The 20,910-nt window shown below is 69.5% G+C and carries 17 protein-coding genes; 6 read left to right on the top strand and 11 right to left on the bottom strand.

Features of this window, described 5'->3' with window-relative positions:
- The first annotated feature begins 14 nt into the window (after positions 1–14).
- Positions 15–2,768: a YfhO family protein gene (locus ACIA03_RS22870; RefSeq protein WP_396986796.1), complete on the top strand. Its 2,754-nt coding sequence runs from the start codon at positions 15–17 to the stop codon at positions 2,766–2,768.
- A gap of 311 nt (positions 2,769–3,079) precedes the next feature.
- On the opposite strand, the gene ACIA03_RS22865 is transcribed toward ACIA03_RS22870, so the two are convergent.
- Both ACIA03_RS22865 and ACIA03_RS22860 read right to left on the bottom strand, forming a co-directional pair.
- Entirely contained in the window at positions 3,080–3,682 is a 603-nt protein-coding gene (locus tag ACIA03_RS22865; protein ID WP_396986794.1) for a HEAT repeat domain-containing protein, read from the bottom strand.
- A gap of 668 nt (positions 3,683–4,350) precedes the next feature.
- Positions 4,351–4,659: a hypothetical protein gene (locus ACIA03_RS22860; RefSeq protein ID WP_396986792.1), complete on the bottom strand. Its 309-nt coding sequence runs from the start codon at positions 4,657–4,659 to the stop codon at positions 4,351–4,353.
- Positions 4,660–5,197: 538 nt separating this feature from the next.
- Between ACIA03_RS22860 and ACIA03_RS22855 the strand changes: the two genes are divergently transcribed.
- Complete coding sequence (locus tag ACIA03_RS22855; RefSeq protein ID WP_396986790.1) at positions 5,198–6,238, top strand: glycosyltransferase family 2 protein; 1,041 nt, start codon at positions 5,198–5,200, stop codon at positions 6,236–6,238.
- Positions 6,235–7,191 carry a hypothetical protein gene (locus tag ACIA03_RS22850; RefSeq protein ID WP_396986788.1) on the top strand — a complete coding sequence of 319 codons (957 nt, stop codon included), beginning with the start codon at positions 6,235–6,237 and terminating at the stop codon, positions 7,189–7,191. The genes ACIA03_RS22855 and ACIA03_RS22850 overlap by 4 nt, the downstream gene beginning before the upstream one ends.
- On the opposite strand, the gene ACIA03_RS22845 is transcribed toward ACIA03_RS22850, so the two are convergent.
- The gene (locus ACIA03_RS22845; RefSeq protein ID WP_396986786.1) at positions 7,100–8,644 is read right to left on the bottom strand and encodes a phospholipid carrier-dependent glycosyltransferase; all 1,545 of its coding nucleotides are present in this window, start codon (positions 8,642–8,644) and stop codon (positions 7,100–7,102) included. The genes ACIA03_RS22850 and ACIA03_RS22845 overlap by 92 nt on opposite strands.
- A 105-nt stretch (positions 8,645–8,749) precedes the next feature.
- Positions 8,750–9,349: a TetR/AcrR family transcriptional regulator gene (locus ACIA03_RS22840; RefSeq protein WP_396986784.1), complete on the bottom strand. Its 600-nt coding sequence runs from the start codon at positions 9,347–9,349 to the stop codon at positions 8,750–8,752.
- 88 nt (positions 9,350–9,437) lie between these two features.
- Here ACIA03_RS22840 and ACIA03_RS22835 point away from each other — a divergent pair, with 88 nt between their 5' ends.
- Entirely contained in the window at positions 9,438–10,613 is a 1,176-nt protein-coding gene (locus tag ACIA03_RS22835; RefSeq protein WP_396986782.1) for an acyl-CoA dehydrogenase family protein, read from the top strand.
- Positions 10,614–10,616: 3 nt separating this feature from the next.
- On the opposite strand, the gene ACIA03_RS22830 is transcribed toward ACIA03_RS22835, so the two are convergent.
- The 6 genes from ACIA03_RS22830 to ACIA03_RS22805 all read right to left on the bottom strand — a co-directional run bounded on the left by ACIA03_RS22830 (position 10,617) and on the right by ACIA03_RS22805 (position 18,147).
- Positions 10,617–12,338 (bottom strand): hypothetical protein, encoded by a 1,722-nt coding sequence (locus ACIA03_RS22830; protein ID WP_396986780.1) that lies wholly within the window; start codon positions 12,336–12,338, stop codon positions 10,617–10,619.
- Positions 12,339–12,353: 15 nt separating this feature from the next.
- A complete protein-coding gene (locus ACIA03_RS22825; RefSeq protein WP_396986778.1) occupies positions 12,354–13,052 on the bottom strand; it encodes a class I SAM-dependent methyltransferase in 699 nt (232 codons plus the stop codon).
- 90 nt (positions 13,053–13,142) lie between these two features.
- Positions 13,143–13,634 carry a pantetheine-phosphate adenylyltransferase gene (gene coaD, locus ACIA03_RS22820; RefSeq protein ID WP_396986776.1) on the bottom strand — a complete coding sequence of 164 codons (492 nt, stop codon included), beginning with the start codon at positions 13,632–13,634 and terminating at the stop codon, positions 13,143–13,145.
- A 27-nt stretch (positions 13,635–13,661) separates the two neighbouring features.
- Positions 13,662–14,225, bottom strand: coding sequence for a 16S rRNA (guanine(966)-N(2))-methyltransferase RsmD (gene rsmD, locus ACIA03_RS22815; RefSeq protein ID WP_396986774.1), 564 nt, complete (start codon positions 14,223–14,225; stop codon positions 13,662–13,664).
- Positions 14,226–14,234: 9 nt separating this feature from the next.
- Positions 14,235–16,499 carry an ATP-dependent DNA helicase RecG gene (locus tag ACIA03_RS22810; RefSeq protein WP_396986772.1) on the bottom strand — a complete coding sequence of 755 codons (2,265 nt, stop codon included), beginning with the start codon at positions 16,497–16,499 and terminating at the stop codon, positions 14,235–14,237.
- A gap of 13 nt (positions 16,500–16,512) precedes the next feature.
- A complete protein-coding gene (locus ACIA03_RS22805; RefSeq protein WP_396986770.1) occupies positions 16,513–18,147 on the bottom strand; it encodes a DAK2 domain-containing protein in 1,635 nt (544 codons plus the stop codon).
- A 237-nt stretch (positions 18,148–18,384) separates the two neighbouring features.
- Between ACIA03_RS22805 and ACIA03_RS22800 the strand changes: the two genes are divergently transcribed.
- Complete coding sequence (locus ACIA03_RS22800) at positions 18,385–19,413, top strand: methyltransferase domain-containing protein (RefSeq protein ID WP_396986768.1); 1,029 nt, start codon at positions 18,385–18,387, stop codon at positions 19,411–19,413.
- Positions 19,414–19,538: 125 nt separating this feature from the next.
- The gene (rpmB, locus tag ACIA03_RS22795; protein WP_008358326.1) at positions 19,539–19,724 is read left to right on the top strand and encodes a 50S ribosomal protein L28; all 186 of its coding nucleotides are present in this window, start codon (positions 19,539–19,541) and stop codon (positions 19,722–19,724) included.
- 201 nt (positions 19,725–19,925) lie between these two features.
- Here rpmB and ACIA03_RS22790 read toward each other — a convergent pair whose 3' ends face one another.
- Positions 19,926–20,882, bottom strand: coding sequence for a thiamine-phosphate kinase (locus tag ACIA03_RS22790; protein WP_396986765.1), 957 nt, complete (start codon positions 20,880–20,882; stop codon positions 19,926–19,928).
- Positions 20,883–20,910 lie beyond the last annotated feature (28 nt).

Genomic DNA, 20,910 nt, shown 5'->3' with positions numbered 1-20,910 from the left:
TGCCCTCCCCTGTTGTGACTGCATCCGATCGGTGGCGCTCGGGCGCCGTGCTGGCGCTGCTCGTCCTCTTCGTCGCGGTGACCTTCGGTCCCGCGCTCGTGGGTCACGGGATGCTGCTGGACACCGGCTGGCTGCACGCGTTGATGCCGTACGCCGCCGACGGCCCGATCCCGCAGGGGACGCTGTGGTGCCGCGGCGACACCTGGGACTACTACCTGCCCGGCGTCGAGAACATCGTCGAGGGCGTACGCCACGGCAACTGGCAGACATGGGCGCCCTACGAGGTGGGCGGTGCGCCGCTGGCCTCGCTGCCGAACCACGCGGTGCTGAGCCCGGTCTCGTGGCCCTACTGGGTGATGCCGATGTGGCTGGCCCCGGCCTGGGTGAAGCTGACCGAGCTGGTCCTGGTGCTGGCCGGGATGGTGCTCTTCCTCGGCCGCCTCGGCGTACGCCGCAGCATCGCGCTGGTCGCCGGGCTGGTCTTCTTCACCTCCGGGTTCATGATGATGTGGACCAACTGGCCGCACACCAAGGTCGCCTGCCTGGTCCCGCTGCTGCTCTGGGCGCTGGACCGGGCCGTCCACGAGCGCGGCGCACGCGACCTCGCCGCCGTCGGCCTGGTCGTCGCCTCGATGCTGCTCGGTGGGTTCCCCGCGGTGACGATGTTCGCGCTGACCCTGGGGGCGATCTACGTGGTCGTCCGGGCGCTCGCGCTCCGGGACCGTCGGCGCACGCTGGTCGCGGGCGGGATCGCCGTCGGCGGGGTCGGGCTCGGGGTCGCGCTCTCCGCGGTCCAGCTGCTCCCCTTCGCGCTCAACATGAGCGCTCTCGGGCTCGACGGGCGGGTCCCCAACCAGGTCAAGCCCGCCAGTCTCGTGCTGACCACCGTCGCCCCCGACATCTACGGCACGTGTGTCGACGGGCTCTGGGCGGGCGAGGACAACCCGATCGAGTCGATCGCGTTCATCGGTGTCGCGGCGCTGATCCTCGTGCTCTGTGCGCTGGTCGTCCGGCTGCCCGGCGGCCGCCGTCCGTCGACGCCGACGCTGCTCGCCGTCGTCCTTGCCGCCATCGTCTGGCTGCTGTGGGTCGGCGGGCTGCCGCTCGAGCTGCTCCAGAAGCTGCCCGGCTACAGCTCCAACAGCTTCGGGCGGGCGAACTCGATCTTCGGGTTCCTGTGCGCGGTCCTGGCCGGGATCGGGCTGGAGCGGCTGGTCCAGCGGGCCGAGGAGACGCGGTCTCCTGACGGAGAGGCTCGGTCCTGGCGTCCGCGCCTGATGGTGTCGCTGGTCGTGCTGCTGGCGGCCGCGGGGGTGGCTGCGTACTTCCTCTATGCGGCGTACGCCTTCATCGAGGACGCGCCGCGGCCGATCCCGGACGTGACCGGGAAGCTGCGGGTGCCGGCGCTGCTGGGAGTCGTCTCGGTGCTCGCCGTGGCGGCGACGCTGCTGCTGCGCGGGCGGCTGCGGCTGCTGGGTCCGCTGGTGCTCGTGCTGGCGGTGCTGGCGCAGAGCACGATGTTCGCGCGTGAGGTGCTGCCGCTGTCCGACCGCGACGACTTCTACCCGGTCACCCCCGCCCACGCGTTCCTGAAGGAGCACCTGGGCGACGACCGCTACGGCGCCTCGGGCTGGGAGCACTCCGCGGTCGCCGACCACTACCGGCTGCGTACGCCGACGGGCCACGAGTTCACCTCGCCGGAGTGGAAGGCGCTGATCGCCGCGGTCAGCCCGGACGCCCAGCTGTCGACGACCTACAGCGACTTCCCGACCGGCGTGCCCACGCCGGGGCGTCTGCCGGTGCTCGATCAGCTCTCGGTGCGCTACTGGGTGACCCAGCCCATGGAGGTCATCGGGGCCGTCGAGCCGGCGCCGGTGCCGGCCGCTCAGCGGCAGCTGCTGACCGTGATGCCCGGCCAGGAGGCCACCTGTCAGGTGCCGAAGGGCGACCTGCGCGGGATCGAGGTCGCGGTGCCTCACGGCCTGAAGCCGCGGGCGCAGACGCCGACGGTCGTCCGGTTGAGCGCCGGAGCCGGCGCCGAGAAGGTCACCTCCGAGCGAGCCATCGCGGTGAACCGGCCGCTCAAGCGTGGTGAGAAGCTGCGCGTCGCGCTGCCCGACCACCGCTTCACCACCGGACCGGTGCCGATCACGATCACTTTCAAGGGGAAGCGGAAGCCCGTCCAGCTGGCCGGCCGCACCGACGGCTCGGTGATGTGCGCACCCGTCCGGCCAGAGAATGGCGACGGACTCCGGGTGGTGCACGCCTCGGCCGGCGCTGTCGTCTACGAGCGCGGGAGCGCACTGCCCCGGATCCGCTGGGCCGGCACCAGCGAGGTCGTCCCCGACGGCCCCACGCGGGTGCGGCGGCTGACCCAGGGCATCGCCCCCGGCACCGTGCTCCTCGACGACGACTCCACGCCCGCGGCGTCCGGCTCGACCGCCCAGGTCGAGATACGCCGCGACGAGCCCGAGACGATCCAGACGAAGGTCACCGCGGACGGAGCCGGCTACCTGGTCGTCGCCGACTCGATCGCCCGCCCGGGCTGGTCGGCCACGGTCGACGGCCAGGAGGCCCCGATCGTCCCTGGCAACCACGCCTTCGCCGCCGTGCCCGTCCCCGACGGCACCCACACGGTCACGCTCCGCTACCAGGCCCCGGGGCTGCGTACGGGTGCGGTGGTCTCGCTCCTCGGCGCCCTGGTGACGCTCGGTCTGCTACTCGTGCCTCGAGTCCTCTCGCGCATCAGCCGCAGGCGAAAGGCATGATCCGCGGCCTTGTTGCTCACGATGTCTCTCGCCTCGCTGCCCGCCAGGACGCCCTCAGCGTACGTGTCACCGACGACCACACATACGAGTCGCCAACTGCGAACAGCAGGGTCACTAAGTGCGGCGCCCGTATCACGAATTGGGATGTCAGCCCTCGTCTACCTCGCGGAGCCGGTCGGCGAAGGACACGAGGCCCAACGTCAACTAGCTGCCGACGGACGAAGCCGTCAGCCCCGTGAGCGAGGAACTCCTCCAGAATTCTGGAGTTGGTCATGGTGCCACCCGGAATCCACGATGAAGGCGGCCGGTCCTCATCGTTGCTGCTCAGATTCAGCCGCCCTCGCGAGAGCGCGGACCGTGGCCGTCCTGACCCAACTCCGGTCGTCATTGAGCATGGTCTCCAGACCGGGACGTGCTCCCGTGATCGGAACCTTGACTCGCGCCAGCGCCAGCACTGCGTGCCCATTCACGTCAGGGTCCGTAAGCAACGACACCAAGGTGTCGACTATCTCCGGTCGCTTCGACTTCCGGGTCCCCTCTACGATCATTTCGCGAGCACGCCCGTAGCGCCGGTCGCTGAGAAGCCCCACCAGTTCGTCGTACAGGGTGTCATCCCACAGCACCTCGATCGCATTGCCGATGGCCCAGCGAACACTCTCGACACGTCGGTCCCCCGTATTCGGCAGCGACCGGAAGCGATCTATGAGCGGGGCTAGTGCTTCCTTCTTCGCCCACGGAACGGACAGCGCTCGAACGATCGCTTCAAGCTCCCCGAGGTCCTCTGGCGTCGCCAAGGCATCGACCAGCACCGGTACAGCGGACTTGTACCGGGTTCCAGATTCCCGGAGTTCATGTAGCGAGGCAACGGGATACCCCACCTGTGCCAAACGGTCCAGCACCTTCTGGTTGGTCATCATCTAGGTCCCCGGAACTTTCACGACATTGACTCGTTCGCCATCGATTATCCCTGGGGCGACGCTGAGGAATCATTGACCCGGTGGCGTAGCGGTCGAACGGCAGCCGATGTACGAGACATGGTCGCCAGCGTCGGCACGGGCGCCCGATGCCTGTTCAGCCGCCGTAACTCATCTCACGAGTGGGCACCGTCGACCCGCTGCATCACAGCCAGCGCCTTGTCAGCTGCAGCCGTGACGGATCACCAGCGCGGACTGCTCATGTACTCACTGTCGGGTGCATCCTGGAGTTCCCGGAGCAAGGCCCCAAGGGTTAGCTCAAGTTCAGAGAAGACACCGACTTCCTTCTCATGCCAACACATCTGGTACCCCGGTCGCTCGGTCCGGACGGACCATGCAATCGTCGTAAAGGGTGTGACCTTTGAGAGTTAGGGCGTCGTAGTAGTCGACGCCTTCTTCGACGCGACCCCAATTCGTCTGTTGGTGTTCAACGTCGCTCAGAGACCGATGCGCCTTCTCCGGCATCGCGAAAAACCGACTCTCGCGGTGCGCAACGTCTAGTCTGCGCGGAACACCACTGTGCAAGGCCGGCGCCCAGGAAAGACCTGGGAGGCCCGATCACATCAGCTTCTAACGAGGATGATCTGAAACGAGCGTTGAAGACGTACTCATTTGACCGAAAATCCACTAACCGAACGCGGCCAGATGACGGTGTAAGCTTCCCCGTCAGCCGCACGATACGCGGCCCGAAGGTTATTCCAGGTGTCTGATTCGCCGAGAAGCGACTTGACTTGAATAAGAGCCAAGTTAGGGTCGTCGGTCTTGACAAAAATGCTCATTTCGCCTGAGCCGAAGTCGTGCCCATCGACGTCGCTGTGACCATCCAGTGCAACCTCCAACTTCTCTTCCGTCTCCAACAGCGTGTTGTAGTCCGCCTCTGAGGTTCCGGGCCATTGCAGGACGAGTATGAACTTCATAGGCGTCTACCACGGGGACGGAGGCGGGCGGATTCCGTTCGCCGTTTGGATGCCAACATAGTAGAGCTTTCCTTTCCTCAGAGCCCAGGCGTCCGGCGCTGAGTAACACGACCCGATGTCCTGAAGCCATACCTGGACAGATAGCTCTTCGAGCATAAGCCCGCCAGCGAAATTCGAAAACGTCGTCACAGGAACTAGTGACCTAGCGCCGCATAGGCAGCGGGCCACTGCTAGTCGGACCGATCGCCATAACTGCGACCCCGCAGGTTGTGACGACCGGTAAGCGACCAAGTGGAGGGCGACGTACGTGTGGATCGCACCGGCACCTCGTCGACGCCGCGCTGCCTGCGCCTGTCGACGAGGTTCGCAGACGGCATATTGACACGTCCTGAACGCCAGGTTTCCTTGGTACATACGCCGGATGACACCCGCGAGGGGGCGTGGGGACGCGGAATCCACGCGGTAATGTGGCCGCTCAGAAGCCCCTCACGAACCCCGAATTTCTCTGTTCGGTCCCACTACTTGCCCTGAGGTCCCTGTGAAGCTTGTCGTTCAAGTCCCCTGCCTCAACGAGGAGGAGACGCTCCCGTCCGTCCTGGAGTCGATCCCGAAGCAGATCCCCGGCATCGACGAGATCGTGATCCTGATCGTCGACGACGGGTGCACCGACCGGACGGTCGAGGTGGCCAAGGAGCACGGGGTGCGCGAGTTCGTGCACCACTCCCGCAACCAGGGCCTCGGCCGGAGCTTCCACGACGGCGTGGTCCGCGCGCTGGAGCTGGGTGCTGACATCGTGGTCAACACCGACGGCGACAACCAGTACCCGCAGGACCGCATCACCGACCTGGTCCAGCCGATCATCAACGGCCAGGCCGACATCGTCATCGGCGACCGGCAGGTCGACCAGATCGAGCACTTCTCCGGGCTGAAGAAGAAGCTGCAGAAGGTCGGCTCCAAGGTGGTCAACATGGCCGCCGAGACCGACCTGCCCGACGCGGCCAGCGGCTTCCGCGCCTACTCGCGCGAGTCGCTGATGCTGCTCAACACCGTGACCCGCTTCTCCTACTGCATGGAGACGATCATCCAGGCGGGCAACAAGCGGATGAAGATCGCCTCGGTGCCGATCGAGACCAATGCCAAGACGCGTGAGTCGCGGCTGTTCAAGTCGATGCCCGAGCACATCATGAAGTCGGGAGCGGCGATCGTGCGCTCCTACATGATGTACAAGCCGTACGCCATCTTCGTCTGGCTCACCGCCTTCTTCTTCGTCCTCGGCGCGATCCCGTTCTTCCGCTACCTCGTGCTGTGGCTCAGCGGCGACAACGGCAACCACATCCAGTCGCTGCTGCTCGGCGGCGTGCTGATCAACCTGGCCTTCATGTCCGCGATGCTCGGCGTCATCTCCGACCTGATCCGCACCAACCGCGTGCTCATCGAGGACGACCTGGAGCACACCAAGAAGGCCCGCTTCGGGAAGTCCGGCACCGAGATGCTCCGCGACCAGACCTCGGTCGCCGAGTTCGACCTGCCCCACACCCAGACACGTGCCGCCGGCGAGACGTGGACGACGAGCCTGTGACAGCGACCCAATCCGACCCGGTCTCCGCCACGGGGGCCGGGTCGTCGGCTACGCCGAGCCTGAAGAAGCGACTGCTCAAGATCGGTCTCGCCCTCGTGGTCGTGCTCGGCGGCGCCTACCTGGTCTGGGGCCAGCGCGCCGATCTGGCCACCGCCGTCCAGGAGCTGAGCCTCGGCCGCTTCGCGATCGCCGGGGTCCTCGCGATCGTCGGGACCATGCTGATCGGCCAGATCTGGGTCGCCCTCCTGCACGGCATGGGCATCCGGCCCTCGCTGCGCGACTCCCACTCGGTCTTCTACGTCTCCCAGCTCGGCAAATACCTGCCCGGCTCGGTGTGGCCGGTGGTCGCGCAGATGCAGTTCGGGCTGCGCTGGGGCGTCGCCCGCCGGACCATGCTGGGCGCCAACATCCTCTTCATGGGCGTCGTGGTCGCCAGCGGCATCGGCGTCGGCGCGCTCCTGCTCCCCTGGTCCTCCTCCGAAGGCCTGAGCCGCTACTGGTGGCTAATGCTCCTGCTGGTGCCGCTGGCCGTCTGCCTGCACCCGCGGGTCGTCCCCGGCATGCTCGACTGGCTCTTCGCCCGGCTCGGCCGGGAACCCCTCGGCGTACGCCTCAGCGCGCGCGGGCTCTTCACCGCGATCGGTTGGGCGGTGCTCGCCTGGGTCGCCTTCGGCCTCCACCTGGCCGTGATGATGCAGTCGTACGCCTCGGTGGGACTGCTCGAGGTCGCCGCCGCGACCGGTGGGATGGCCCTGGCGTGGGCCGCCGGGATCGCGTTCATCCCCGCCCCGGCCGGCGCCGGGATCCGCGAGGGCCTGCTCGCCCTCACCCTCGGCCCGATCATCGGGGTCCCGGAGGCGCTCACCGTGGCGCTCGCCTCGCGGGTCCTCCTGCTCCTTGCCGACGTCGTGCTGGCTGGTCTCGGAACGGTTGCCGGGCGGCGTACGTCCTAGCGGGCCAGGCCACGAGGCAGACGGCGACCACACCGCACACCACGCCCACGGCCACCACCAGCTCGGCGCCGCGTGCGTCTGAGTTCGGAAGTCGGCCCGCGTAGGTCGCCGAGCCGACGAACCAGCGGAAGATCAGGAGCGCGTAGACGCCCAGCGCGAGCGTGGTCGCGGCTGCCGCCAGGTCGGCCCGTGACTCGCGGGAGCCGACCGGGATGACGTCGACGACCGCCATCACCCCGACCGCGAGCACGGTCGCCAGCAGCGGCATCAGCGGTAGCAGGTAGCGGTCGTTGGGATTTCCGCCGGCCGCGACGAAGCCGACCAGGTTCGCCAGGACGACCGCCGCGTGGACCGCGAGCAGAAGCCATCCCGGCCGTGACGAGGGGTGATCCGTCGGCCCGGTGCCACCCCGGCGGACGACCAGCACGAGGAGGCCGATGACCGCGACGACGGCAAGCAGGTCGGCGACCACGACATATCCCTCGGCCACCAGCGGCACCCACAGCCGCTCGTACCAGTCCACCCAGAGCGAGCCGTCCGTCAGGACCTGCCACCAGGTCCCGTTCGGCTGCCGGTCGAACTTGTCGAGGAGCGCCCCGGTGGCGGTCGGGTCACCGTAGAGGACGATGTTGCGGACGTAGAACCAGCCGGTGGCCAGTCCCGGAACTCCGGTGGCGACAGCCGAGGCCGCCAGCGCCCGGACCACCCCACGACGGGAACGGTCCTCCGCGAGCAGAGCCACGGCGATGGCCGCTCCGCACAGCACGACGGTCAGCACCCCCGGCGCCTTCGCCCCCGCCGCGGCGGTCCCGGCCAGCGCGACCAGTGTCAGGCGCCTCGGAGACAGGCCACGGTTCAGGATCCGGATCGTGGCCAGCAGGGTCAGCGACGACGCCGCGACCGCCACCCCGTCGTTGGCGATGTGCCCGCCGGCGGTCACCAGCACGGCGCACGAGGCGCTGATCCCGGTGGCGAGGAAGGCGACGGTCGACCGCCGGGTCACTTCGAAGGCGATCAGCCCCACCAGCAGCACGCAGAGCGCGGAGCCGACGGCGTTGATCAGCCGCATCCCCACGATCATCACCTGAGGTGCGTCGAGCGCGTCGGCCGCGGCGACGAACGGCAGCGACATCACGTAGAAGAGCGGCGGGTGGTTGGCCGTCCAGATGTCGCGATGCGGCTCGTCCACCATCGTCCCCAGCCCCTCGACCACCAGCGGATAGCGCTGTGCGTCCGTGGTCACGGGCGTATCGATCGTCGGCAGCCGTCCTGAGGCCAGCTCCACCGCGTAGCCGGCGTTCGGACCCTCGTCACGGGTCTGATACTGCAGCGCGCGGGTCAGGGCGACGTAGCTGCTCAGGCTCAGTGCGAAGATCGCGACCAGCACCATCGCGGCCAGCAGCCGCCCCGGGAGACGTACCTCGGCACGATCCGCTTGCGTGACGTGAGGCATCGCGTCTCTCAGGTGGGCTCGGCGGGACGATGTCGAGCCTACGACAGCCCTGCCCCGGGCGGCGTCAGCGTTCCGCCGTGTCCCGCGAGCTGTCCCGACGTCATCTCATCCCCGCAGCGCCAGCGCGACGAACGAGGCGAGCTCGGCGTAGGCCTCGGCGTCCTCCATCCCGGTCCGGGCGAACGTCTCCCCGCGCTGGATGTGGTCCATGGTCGCGGCGACCACGTCGGCGACGAACACGGGGTTGACCGAACGGAACGCGCCCGCATCGATGCCCTCGGTGATCAGCGCACGGACGCGACCGGCCGCCGCGACGGTGTTCTGCCGGTAGATCTCGTGGGTCGGACCGAAGTCCAGCAGGTCGTCGATGAAGTCGCGCGAGAGCGGGCGCAGGTAATCGGCGACCGCGAGCAGGTACGCCGCGACCTGCTCGCCCGGCGCCGCGGCCTCGACGCGCGCCTCGACGTGCGGGACGGAGTTGCGGAAGTACTCCTTGACGACCTCCACGACCAGCTCCTGCTTGGAGCCCGCCAGCGCGTAGAGCGTCGTCTTCGAGCAGCGCAGCCGGCCGGCCAGGTCGTCGAGCGTGAACTGGGAGAACCCCTCGGCCTCCAGCAAGGCGACGAGGCGGTCCAGCAGGTCCTGCTGCCGCGCCGTACGCCGCCGTCTCGGCGTGCTGTTCATGACGTGCCGGTCGAGGGCCATCGGCGCTCCTGATCCGTACTAGTAATGATACTGACGATTGGACTACAGTATCGTTTCCACGAAGAGCCCGCTACACCCAGGAGAATCGATGCCCGCGAGCCGCACCCTCCCCACCGACGAGGCCGTCGAGCTGATCAAGCTCGTCCGCGACATCGCGGCCAAAGAGCTCGCGCCCCGCAGCGCCGAGGCCGAGGCGACCGAGACCTTCCCGAGGGACGTCTTCCGGATGCTCGGCCGGGCCGGCCTGCTCGGACTCCCCTACCCCGAGGAGCTCGGTGGCGGCGGCCAGCCCTACGAGGTCTACCTCCAGGTGCTCGAGGAGATGGGGGCGGTCTGGTCGAGCGTCGGCGTCGGGACCTCGGTGCACGCGCTGTCGTGCTTCGGCCTCGCGACGTTCGGCACCGAGGAGCAGCAGCAGCGGTGGCTCCCCGACATGCTGGGCGGCGAGATGCTGGGCGCCTACTGCCTCTCCGAGGCGCACGCCGGCTCCGACCCGGCCGCGATGCGGACGACCGCGCGCCGGGACGGCGACGAGTACGTCCTCAACGGCGCGAAGGCATGGACGACCCACGGCGGCCACGCCGACTTCTACAAGGTGATGGCGCGTACGTCGGACGACACCGCGTCGCGAGGTGGAGGCATCTCCTGCTTCCTGGTCCCCGCCGATGCCGCCGGCCTCTCCGCGGACCCGCCCGAGCGCAAGATGGGGCTCACCGGTTCCGCCACCGCGACCATGCGGTTCAACGACGTGCGGGTGCCGGTCGAGCGGCGGCTCGGCGCGGAGGGCGAGGGCCTCAAGATCGCGCTCGCCGGCCTCGACGCCGGCCGGCTCGGGATCGCCGCGGTCGCGACCGGCCTCGCTCAGGGCGCTCTCGACCAGGCGGTCGCCTACGCCCGGGAGCGCGAGACCTTCGGCGAGGCGATCATCGATCACCAGGGGCTGGCGTTCGTGCTGGCCGACATGGAGGCGGCCGTGCAGAGCGGACGCGCCACCTACCTCCACGCCGCCCGTCTCAAGGACGCCGGTCACCCCTTCGGCAAGGAGGCGAGCATCGCCAAGCTGGTCTGCACCGACAACGCCATGAAGGTCACCACGGACGCGGTCCAGGTCCTGGGCGGAGCGGGCTACACCCGAGACTTCCCGGTCGAGCGCTACATGCGCGAGGCGAAGGTGATGCAGATCTTCGAGGGCACCAACCAGATCCAGCGCCTGGTGATCTCCCGGCACCTCAAGCGAGGCTCCGGCGGCACCCTCTCCCGATGACGCTCAGCCTCGACCGGTCGGCGTCACAGCACCGCCACGGACGGTGAGATCGCGCTGCTCGACCCGTCCACGGGACTTGTGGGTCCAGATCGTGACGGTCGTGGCCTGCTTCTCGATCCGCACGATCGAGCAGGGGACGTAGTCGGCGTGGATGGCGTCGGTGAGCCACGGCTGGGGAGTGTGCAGCGGCATCGTCTCGATGATCACCGGGATCGAGCCGTCCTCGAGCTGCGGCACCAGCACGTCCTCGTACTGCGCGAAGTCGTAGTGGAACAGGTAGTAGGGCGTCGGGTTGGTGATGTCGAGGGTGTCGTAGAGCTGGAGGTAGTTGGGCATCACCAGCGCCTCACGGCTGCCGCCGCTGCAGCGGTCGTACTCCGGGCCCGCCCAGCGAGTGATCGCGTCGCTCACCTGGAACGACTTCGCGTCGCGGCGCATGTCGTTCAGGTGGTCGACGGAGGCGAGGGCGGGTACGCAGCCGAGGACGACCAGCGCACCGGCGGAGACGGCGGCCGTGGCACCGCGGAGGAACGTTCCTCCGAGGACCGCCCCCGCGACGGCCAGTGCCACCAGGAGCACGGCGCCGGCCATGCTCTGCAGGCCGAAGCCGATCCAGAGGGTGGCGGCCGCCCAGACGGCGCCGACCGCGGCGAGAGGTAGCGCGATCGCCGGCGCTCGCACCCCGGCCGCCAGGGACGTACGGCGCTCGTAGAGCTCGGCCACCGCCAGGACGACGGCGAGGAGGACGAGGGCGGAGACGGTGGTGGTGTGCGGGTTGTCGACGCGCCGGATCGGGACGACGACGAGGACCAGCCCGGCCAGTGCGATCAGCCGGGTGGAGTCGGAGACGCGCTGCCAGATCAGCGGCACGAACGGCAGCAGCAGCACGAACGGGTAGATGGCCAGGATGAAGTAGCGCCCCGACTCGGTCGGCAGGTCGAAGAAGTTCCAGACCGCGTACTGGGAACCCTCGTGCGTCGCTGTCTGGCCGAGGATCACCTGCCGGTTGAAGTCGGCGAAGGAGAGCCCCCACACGACCTTGTACGCCACTGCCTGGACGACCAGGCCGAGCACGAACCCGCCGGCCAGCTGGACGCAGTTGAGGATCCGGGTGCGCCAGGCGACGTCCCGGCGCGCGAAGAGCTCGAAGAGCCCCGAGGCGCCGGTGAGGAGCACGGCCAGCTCGACGTACTGCCAGAAGACCAGCGCCGGGAGCAGCACCCGGGCGATCGCAGCCAGGCGCGGACGCGACTCGAGCCGACCGGTCGGCAGCAGGACGAAGACCCACAGCAGGCAGATCGTGTATTTGATGTGCAGCGGCGTCGCCAGCAGGAGCACCCCGAGCGCGAGCGCGACCATCACGGCCGGGTGCAGTCGCAGCCGGAGCCCGATGGCGGCGGCGAGGACCGCGCCGAGGCCGGCGCCGAGGAGGCGGCCCCAGAGGAAGTACCAGATCGTCGGGGACCCCGAGGCGACCGCATAGAGGACCGCGGAGACCCAGAAGGAGCCGGCGTTCCAGCCGTGCTCGAAGTCGACCAGCGGGATCGCGCCGTGGGCGGTGATCTCGGCGAGGTGGTACTGGGCGCCGAAGTCCTGGGTCAGGAAGGTGCCGTTCTGGGCGCCGACCGAGTAGGCCGACCAGACCAGCGCCAGCACGCACACCCCGGCGAAAGTCGCCCAGCGCACGATCCCCACACCTACGGTCTGCTCCCCCGATGTCGCCATGAGGAGGACCCTAGATCACCCCTTGGTCAGGACCGACGTGCGCTCCGGGTAGGGCAGGGTCGGGGTGAGGCCGGCGTGGATGGTCTCCTTCATCCCCGAGGCCGCGATCGCGTCGACGTAGCGCTTGCGGCGGCTGTTGTCGAAGACGATGATCCCGCCGGGAGCGAGCCGGTCCTTCGCCTTCTCCAGGCAGGCCTCGCGGGCACGCCCGTCGATCACCACCAGGTCGAACTCGCCGTCGACGTCGTCGATGGAGTTGACGTACGCCTCGAAGTCGAGCCCCGCGTGGCCCTCCTTCTGGGAGGGGACGACGGGGTTGTCGCTGGCGACCGGCTCGATCACCCGCAGCGAGATCTTCTCCTCGCCGGCGAGCTCGGCCTGCATCATCTCGCCGAAGCCCTTGTGGTGCTCGACGGAGTGGATCTCGTCGGCACGGCGGGAGAGCCAGATGGTGGAGGCGCCGGAGCCGTACTCGTAGACCCGGATCGGACGCTCACGCTCGCTCAGCCAGGCGTCGACGGCGGTGATCGCGTCGTAGGTCCACCACGGCACGTCCAGCTTCGCCATCGCCAGGGAGTCGTAGACCTTGGTCAGCGAGTGGGTCCAGTGGCGCCAGCGCTGCTCGACCGGCGGAGCGGTCTCCTTCGCGAGCCCCGTCTTCGTCAGCCCGCGACCGACGGCCTTGAGGGAAGCGGCGTAGGACTGCTTGGCCAAGGAAAGAGGGGAACGGCCTGAGGTGGACATTGGTCTCCAGACAAAGAATGACGGGCAGCGCTGATAGACGATACCGGCGAACCGTGCCCGTTACTCGGAACGCTCTGCCAAACGCTTGGTGAGTCGTGCGAGAACATCTGGCGGCAGGAAAGCCGACACATCCCCACCGAAATGGGCCATCTCCTTGATCAGCGAGGAGGAGACCGCCGCCCAGCGGGGGTCGTTGAGCAGGAAGACGGTCTCGACGCCGGTCATGTGGGCGTTCATCTGCGCCATCGGCGCCTCGTACTCCAGATCGGGCGCGCCGCGCAGGCCCTTCACGATCGCCTGGGCGTCGATCTCGACGCAGAAGTCGGTGACCAGACCGGTGAACCCCTGGACCCGTACGTTGCCCAGCGAAGCGGTCATCTCGGAGATCATCTCCATCCGCTCCTCGGGCGTGAACAGACGCTTCGACTTCGACGGGTTGACCCCGACGGCGACGACGACCTCGTCGAACATCGCCGAGGCGCGGGTGAAGATGTCGAGGTGGCCGAACGTGGGCGGGTCGAACGACCCCGGGCACACCGCGCGACGCGTCATTGCTTCATCTCTCCTTGTTCGGTCCGGTCACTCCGGCGCGCTGCCGTACCAGAGCGTGGTCTCGCCGTACTTCTTCGACTTCTGGTCGGTGAACCCGTCGGGCCACACGGGCTCGGGGCTGCGCGCGGACCGTTCGACGACGACGAGCGCGCCGGGCACCAACCAGCCGTGCTTGACCAGCAGCGCGATGTCCTCGGCGACCGCGTCGTCCGAGAGCGGGTAGGGCGGGTCGAGGAAGACCATGTCGTAAGGCGCCGCCGGCGGTGTCACCAGGGTGCTCGCCACGGTGGCGGCCACCACGTTGGCCCGCGGGAAGCCGAGCTCTTTCGCGTTGGAACGGATCACCCCGGCCGTACGCCGGTCCGACTCGACCAGCGTCACGACGCCGGCGCCGCGGGACCATGCCTCCAGCCCGACCGCGCCGGTGCCGGCGTAGAGGTCGAGGAAGCGCAGCCCGGCCAGCGAGCCGTAGGCGGACTCGATCGCCGAGAAGAGCGCCTCGCGGACCCGGTCGGTGGTGGGACGGGTCCGCACCCCTTTGGGAGCGAGTAGGCGTCGCCCTCCTGCGACGCCTCCGATGATCCGAGTCATTGGGACACCTTAGGACTTCTCGAGGTAGTCGGCAGAGGCGGACTCCTCGATCTCGGCGACCCGCTCGGCCAGGAGCGGCGCGGTGGTCAGGTCGCCGTCCTGCTCCAGGAGGGACTCGGCCGCCTCGCGGGCCTGCAGGATGGTCTCCTCGTCGCGGAGCACGCGCAGGCTCTCCAGGCTCGATCGCCGCCCCGACTGGGAGGCACCGAGCACGTCTCCCTCGCGGCGCTGGTCGAGGTCGACGCGGGAGAGGGCGAACCCGTCGGTGGTCGCGGCGACCGCGTCGAGGCGGGTCCGGGCCGGGGTGCCGGCCTCGGCGTGGGAGACCAGCAGGCACAGCCCGTGCAGCCCACCACGGCCGACCCGGCCGCGGAGCTGGTGGAGCTGGGAGACGCCGAAGCGGTCGGCGTCGAGGACGACCATGGTGGTGGCGTTGGGTACGTCCACGCCGACCTCGATCACGGTCGTGGCGATCAGCACGTCGATGTCGCCGGCGGCGAAGGCGCTCATGGTGCGCTCCTTCTCCTCGGCGGGGAGCTTGCCGTGGAGCTTGGCGACGCTCAGCCCCTGCAGCGGACCGCTGGTCAGCTCCTCGGTGACCTCGTCGACGGCGGAGAGCTGGCCCTTGACGGAGGCGACCTCGTTGCCGTCGGCATCGAAGTCGCGCTGGTCGCTCTCGCCCTGCTCGGACTCGTCGCCGCTGATCCGCGGGGCGACGACGTAGACCTGATGGCCCTTCTCCACCTCTTCCCTGACGCGCTCCCACACCCGGGCGATCCAGGCGGGATGGTCGACGAGCGAGACCAGGTTGGTCTGGATCTCGGCGCGACCGGCCGGGAGCTCGGTCAGCGTGGAGACCTCGAGGTCGCCGAAGACGGTCATCGCGACCGTGCGCGGGATCGGTGTCGCGGTCATCACCAGCAGGTGTGGTGGGGTGCCGGCCTTGTCGGTCAGGGCGGCCCGCTGCTCGACGCCGAAGCGGTGCTGCTCGTCGACGACCACCAGACCGAGGTCGTCGAACATCACCTGGTCCTGCAGCAGGGCGTGGGTGCCGACGACGATCCCGGCCTCGCCGGTGGTGATCCGGCTCAGCGGCCCCTTGCGCTGGGTCTTGGTCATCGACCCGGTGAGCAGCTCGACGTGGGTCTGCTCCTGATCGCCGGCGAAGAGCCCTCCGGCCAGGCCGCTGGCGGCCAGGTCGCCGAGCATCGCGGTGATGGAGCGGTAGTGCTGCTGGGCGAGCACCTCGGTCGGCGCCAGCAGCGCTGCCTGGCCGCCGGAGTCGACGACCTTGAGCATGGCGCGCAGCGCCACCAGCGTCTTGCCCGAGCCGACCTCGCCCTGGAGCAGGCGGTTCATCGGGTGGGGCCGGGCGAGCGCCGCCTCGAGCTCCTCCCCGATCTCCTGCTGTCCCTTGGTGAGGGTGAACGGCAGCCGCGCGTCGAAGGCCTCGAGCAGGTGATGGGTCCCGCCGGTGCGGGCGGTGGTGCCCAGCGCCTGGAGCGCCCTCCTCCTCCGGCCGAGGACCAGCTGCAGCCCGAGCGCCTCCTCGAACCGGAACCGGTGCTGGGCGCGCTGGACGTCCTTGAGCTCATGGGGCGCGTGGATCATGTCGAGGGCGTCGCGCAGCCCCGGGACGGCGTACGTCTCGCGGAGCTGCTCGGGGAGCACGTCGGTGACGTCCTCGACGACCTGCCGGGCGAACCGCACCGCGCGCATCACGTCCCAGTGCTGGAGCCCGGCGGTGAGGGGGTAGATCGGGAAGAGCTCGGTCAGCTCCTCGACGGCCATCTGGTTGTCGGCGGCCTCGGCGGCGTTCTCGGAGTCGGAGGGGTCACCGAAGACCACCATCTGCGGGTTGGCCAGCTGCCACTCGCCGCGGAACGATCCGGCCTTGCCGACGAAGACGCCGCGGACGCCGGGGGCGAGCACGCCGCGACGCCACTCGGCGATCCGCTGCGACTTGGAGAAGAAGGTGAGCTGCAGGTCGGCGTCGCCGGCCCGGAGCTGGGTCTCGACCCGGTAGGCGGGCCGGCCGGTGCGGCGGTCGGTGTGCTGGCGGACCACGCTCCGGACCACCTCGCCGAGCACGGTGAGCATCTCACCCTCGTGCAGCTGCGGCGTCTGGCTGAGGTCGGCGGTGCGCAGGTAGCGCCGCGGGAAGTGGTAGAGCAGGTCGCCGACGGTGCGCAGCCCGAGACCCTTGGTGAACTTCGTGGCGTGCTTGCTGTTGCCCAGCACGGCCTCGATCGGGGACTCGAGGGTGATCGGCACCGTCTCTTCTCCTCTACTCGACCGACATCAGGAGGGGGTAACGCTCCTGGCCTCCGTCGTACACCATCACATCAACGGCCGGATGGTTCGCAGCCAGCCACGCCGCGACGCCCCGGGCGAGCTCGCCGGTGGGGTCCTCGAGGCCAGAGACCAGCGTGACCAGCTCGCCACCACCGCCGATGAGCCGGGCGAGGACGTAGGTCGCGCATTTCTCCAGGTCCTGGCCGACCTTGACGAAGTCTCCGTCGAGCACCCCGAGCGCGTCACCCGGCATGCACGGCCCCGCCATCGTAATCGCTCGGGTGTTCGAGATGGTGACCGCACCGTGCCGCGCGTGTCGCGCGGTGGCGGTCATCTCCAGCACGTCCTTGTCGAACTTCCGCCCGGGCTCGTGGACCGCGATCGCCGCCAGCCCCTGCACCTGGCTGCGGGTCGGGATCACCGCGACGTTGATGTCGAGGTCGCCCTCGGCGGTGCGGGCGGCGGCCTCGGCCGACTGCCGGGTCGGGGCGTCGTTGGGGAGCACGATCACCTCGGACGCGCCGGAGGCGGTGATCGCCTCGAGCAGCTCGGAGGTCGTCGGACGCCGGTGGGGGCCGCCCTCGATCACGATCGCGCCGGCTCCACGGAAGAGCTCGGCCAGACCAGGCCCGGCCGCGAACGCGATCACCGCCCGGCCGCTGCGGGTGGCGTGCCGGTTGGCCTGGCCGGCGATCTGCTCGGCGAAGTGGGTCACGTGGATCCGGTGCGGCCGTCCGGCGCTGATCCCGGCCTCGATGGCGGCGCCGACGTCGTCGACGTGGACGTGCACGTTCCAGATGCCCTCGCCACCGACGACGACCAGCGAGTCGCCCAGCGGCTGGAGCCGCTTGCGCAGGTCGGGGATCGCGGCGTCCTCGGCGTCGAGCAGGTACATCACCTCGTAGGCCGGGCCACCAGGCTCCAGCGCATGCCCGTCGGCAGCGCCCAGGCCCGCAGTGATGGGGATCGGGATGTGCGGGGTCGGCTCCTGCGGGCTCGGGCGGCGCCCGGTCAGAGCGGTGTCGAAGGCGTCGAGGAGCACGCAGATCCCGCGGCCGCCGGCATCGACGACCCCGGCGGCGGCGAGCGCGGGCAGCTGCTCCTGCGTACGAGCGAGCGCGGCGCGGGCCGCGCTGGCGGCCACCGACATGACGTCGCGGGTGCGGGCGGTCTCGTCGATCTCGACGCACGCCTCGGCCGCGTCCGCGGCGGCACGGAGCACGCTGAGCATGGTGCCCTCCTGGGGCTCCCCCACCGCGGCGTACGCGGCGTTGGCGGCCTTGCGGAGGGCGTCGGCGAAGACCTTGGAGGTGCGCTCCTCCTCGGTGGCCTGGATCAGGCGGCGCAGCAGGGCGCCGATCATCTCGGCCAGGATCACGCCCGAATTTCCCCGGGCGTCCAGCAGCGCTCCGCGGGAGAAGGCGCGCAGCCCCTCGCGCCAGTCGGTGCCGGCGAACTCATGCAGCCGGTCACGGGCCGCGGCGATGGTCAGGTAGAGGTTGGTCCCGGTGTCGCTGTCGGGCACCGGGAAGACGTTGAGCGCGTCGATCTCCTCGCGGTGCGACGCGAGCGCGTCGGTCGCCAGGTCGCCGAACCGGCGGAACAGATCGAGCTTGACCTCGGCCACGCGGCCCTCCTACTCCTCGACACCCCGACACACAGCCAGACACCGTGACGACGGACACATTGTCCGGCATCGCGGCCCCAAGGTTAGGCGGTGCCTGGGCATGCGGTAAACGACGGGTGAACAAATCCAAGGCTGCAGCAAAGACACGAGCGAGTAACAGGTTCTGCCGAGTCACGCCCCGCGCGGGTGACGATCCATCCCTAGTGTGGAGACTTCCCTACGCCGAAGGACTCCCGGATGTCGATTCCGACCACGACCCCACGCGCCCGTCGCGTCGCCGAAATCTTCGACTTCTCCGCCGGCCGCGGCCTGGAGATCGGACCGCTGCACAAGCCGCTCGTCCCCCGTGATGCGGCCGACGTGTCCTATCTCGACCTCTACGACCGCGACCGGCTCTACGAGACCAACACCGACAACCCCAACGTGACCCGCGAGGCCATTCCCGAGATCGACTATCCGATGTGGGACGGCACCAGGATGCGTACGCTCGAGGAGGCCGCCGCGCCGGGCGCTCCGTTCGACTGGGCGCTGGCCAGCCACGTCGTCGAGCATGTGCCCGACCTGGTCGGCTGGCTGGGGCAGGTCGAGGCGATCACCGCGCCCGACGCGGCCCTCGTCCTGGTCGTCCCCGACCGGCGCTACACCTTCGACGCCCACCGCCCGCCCACGACGATGGGCCAGATCCTCCAGGCCCACGAGGCCGGCGACACCACCCCGTCCGTACGCGCCGTCTTCGACCACCACCGGTCGGCGGTCAACCACGACCCCAAGCGGCTCCACCACCGTGGGCCCAGCGAGGCCGAGACCTGCATCCACGACCTCGGCTACACCACGAGCCAGGTCGAGCGCGCCCGCCGCGGCGAGTACGTCGACTGCCACGTCTGGACCTACACCGACCGCTCGTTCCCCGAGATCATCGCGGAGCTGCGCCGCCTGGGGCTGACCGGCTGGTCGGTCGAGAAGATCCTGCCCGTGCCCGAGACCGACATCGAGTTCTACGTCGTCCTGCGCCGCGGCCTCTCCCCCGACCTCCCCTCCGTGCCCGCCGTCCCGGACTGGGTCGAGGAGGGTCTCGAGCTGCGCGACGAGGTCGCCAAGCTCCGGGAGGTCGTCGCGGACCAGCGGCGGCGACTCGAGTCGCAGCGCAAGCAGCTCGCCGGCCAGCGCGCCGAGATCGACGATCTGCGCGGATCGAAGCGGTGGAAGCTGGCCACCGCGCTGGCCTCCCCGCTGGACAGATGGCGGGATCGCCGCTCGGGCGAGTGACGATTTCGCCGGGCACAGCCGAACGGGCTACGCTTGTTCGGTTGTCTCGGCTGGGCAGCCGTTCATCGCGCTCGCCGGCAATATCTATTCGACCTCGATCATCTATTCAACATCAGGAGTTCACGGTGGCTGCCGTCTGCGACATCTGCGACAAGAAGCCGGGCTTCGGCAACAACCGGCCGTGGTCCAAGAAGGCGACCAAGCGCCGCTTCGACCCCAACATCCAGCGCGTCCGCGCCGTCATCAACGGCACCCCGAAGCGTATGAATGTCTGCACGACCTGCATCAAGGCCGGCAAGGTCGCAAGGTAGTCATCAAAGCACGAAGGGCCCCGCGGCAGCGCGCAAGCGCTGAGCGGGGCCCTTCTGCTTTGACTTGAAAGGCGCCGAGTCGGCGCAACTGCACGCCTTGGAGCGAAGCGAAGCGAGCGAGGCGTGCGGTTGCGCCGACTCGGCGCAAAACCCGACGCAAGCCAGACCGAAAATCGAACCCGGTCACGAATACCCGCCGGTTCAGAAGTGCGTCCACCCCGCCGGCCCCTCATAAACCTCCCCGTCGACCGTGACCGGCTCCCCACCAGCCTCACCGATCGTCCCGATGACCGTCCACCCCTGCGGCAGCTCGACGTCAGGCGGGAACGCGGCGAGCAGGGAGTGGTCCTCTCCCCCACCCAGCACGAACGCGAGCGCGTCGGCACCGGTCGCCGAGGCGACCGCGTTGAGCTCGTCGGGGATGGTCAGCGCCGCGGTGTGCACGTCGATGGAGACCTCCGAGGCCTCGGCGATGTGCCGGGCCTCGGACAGGAGACCGTCGGAGACGTCGATCAGCGCCGAGGCACCGGCTGCCGCGGCGGCGGGGCCGGCGGCGTACGGCGGTTGCGGGCGGCGGTAGGCGTCGACGAGCACGCGCGGTGAGCGGAACCCGCGCTTGAGGATCGCCAGGCCCGCCGCGGCCCATCCCTGGCGTCCGCACAGCGCGAGTACGTCGCCGGGCTCCGCCCCCGAGCGGAGGACGGGAGCCTGGGCGACCGCGCCGATGGCGGTCACCGAGATGACGATCTGGTCGGCGCCGGTGACGTCGCCGCCGACGACGGAGGCGCCGACCAGCGAGCACTCCGCGGCGAACCCCTCCGCGAAGTCGACGGCCCATTCGACGGGGAGATCCGAGGGAAGGGCGAGCCCGAGGGTCATCGAGTGCGCCACGCCGCCCATCGCGGCGATGTCGGCGAGGTTCTGGCCCGCCGCGCGATGGCCGATGTGGGACGCCTCGGCCCAGTCGCGCCGGAAGTGGCGGCCCTCGACGAGCAGGTCGGTCGAGACCACGACGTGACCCTGCTTGACCCGCAGCAGCGCCGCGTCGTCGCCGGGGCCGACCAGCACGTGCTCCCCCTGGGCGAAGTGCTTGGTCATCTCGGTGATCAGCCCGAACTCACCGACGTCGGCGAGTGTCGTGTCCCTCGGAAAAGCCATACCTGTATCCAACCCTCCTCGCCGTGCG

It is taken from the genome of Nocardioides sp. NPDC051685 (assembly GCF_044453405.1).
Lineage (GTDB): Bacteria > Actinomycetota > Actinomycetes > Propionibacteriales > Nocardioidaceae > Nocardioides.
The sequence above is the reverse complement of the archived record's forward strand: the minus strand, read 5'-3'. Positions and strand labels throughout refer to the sequence as shown.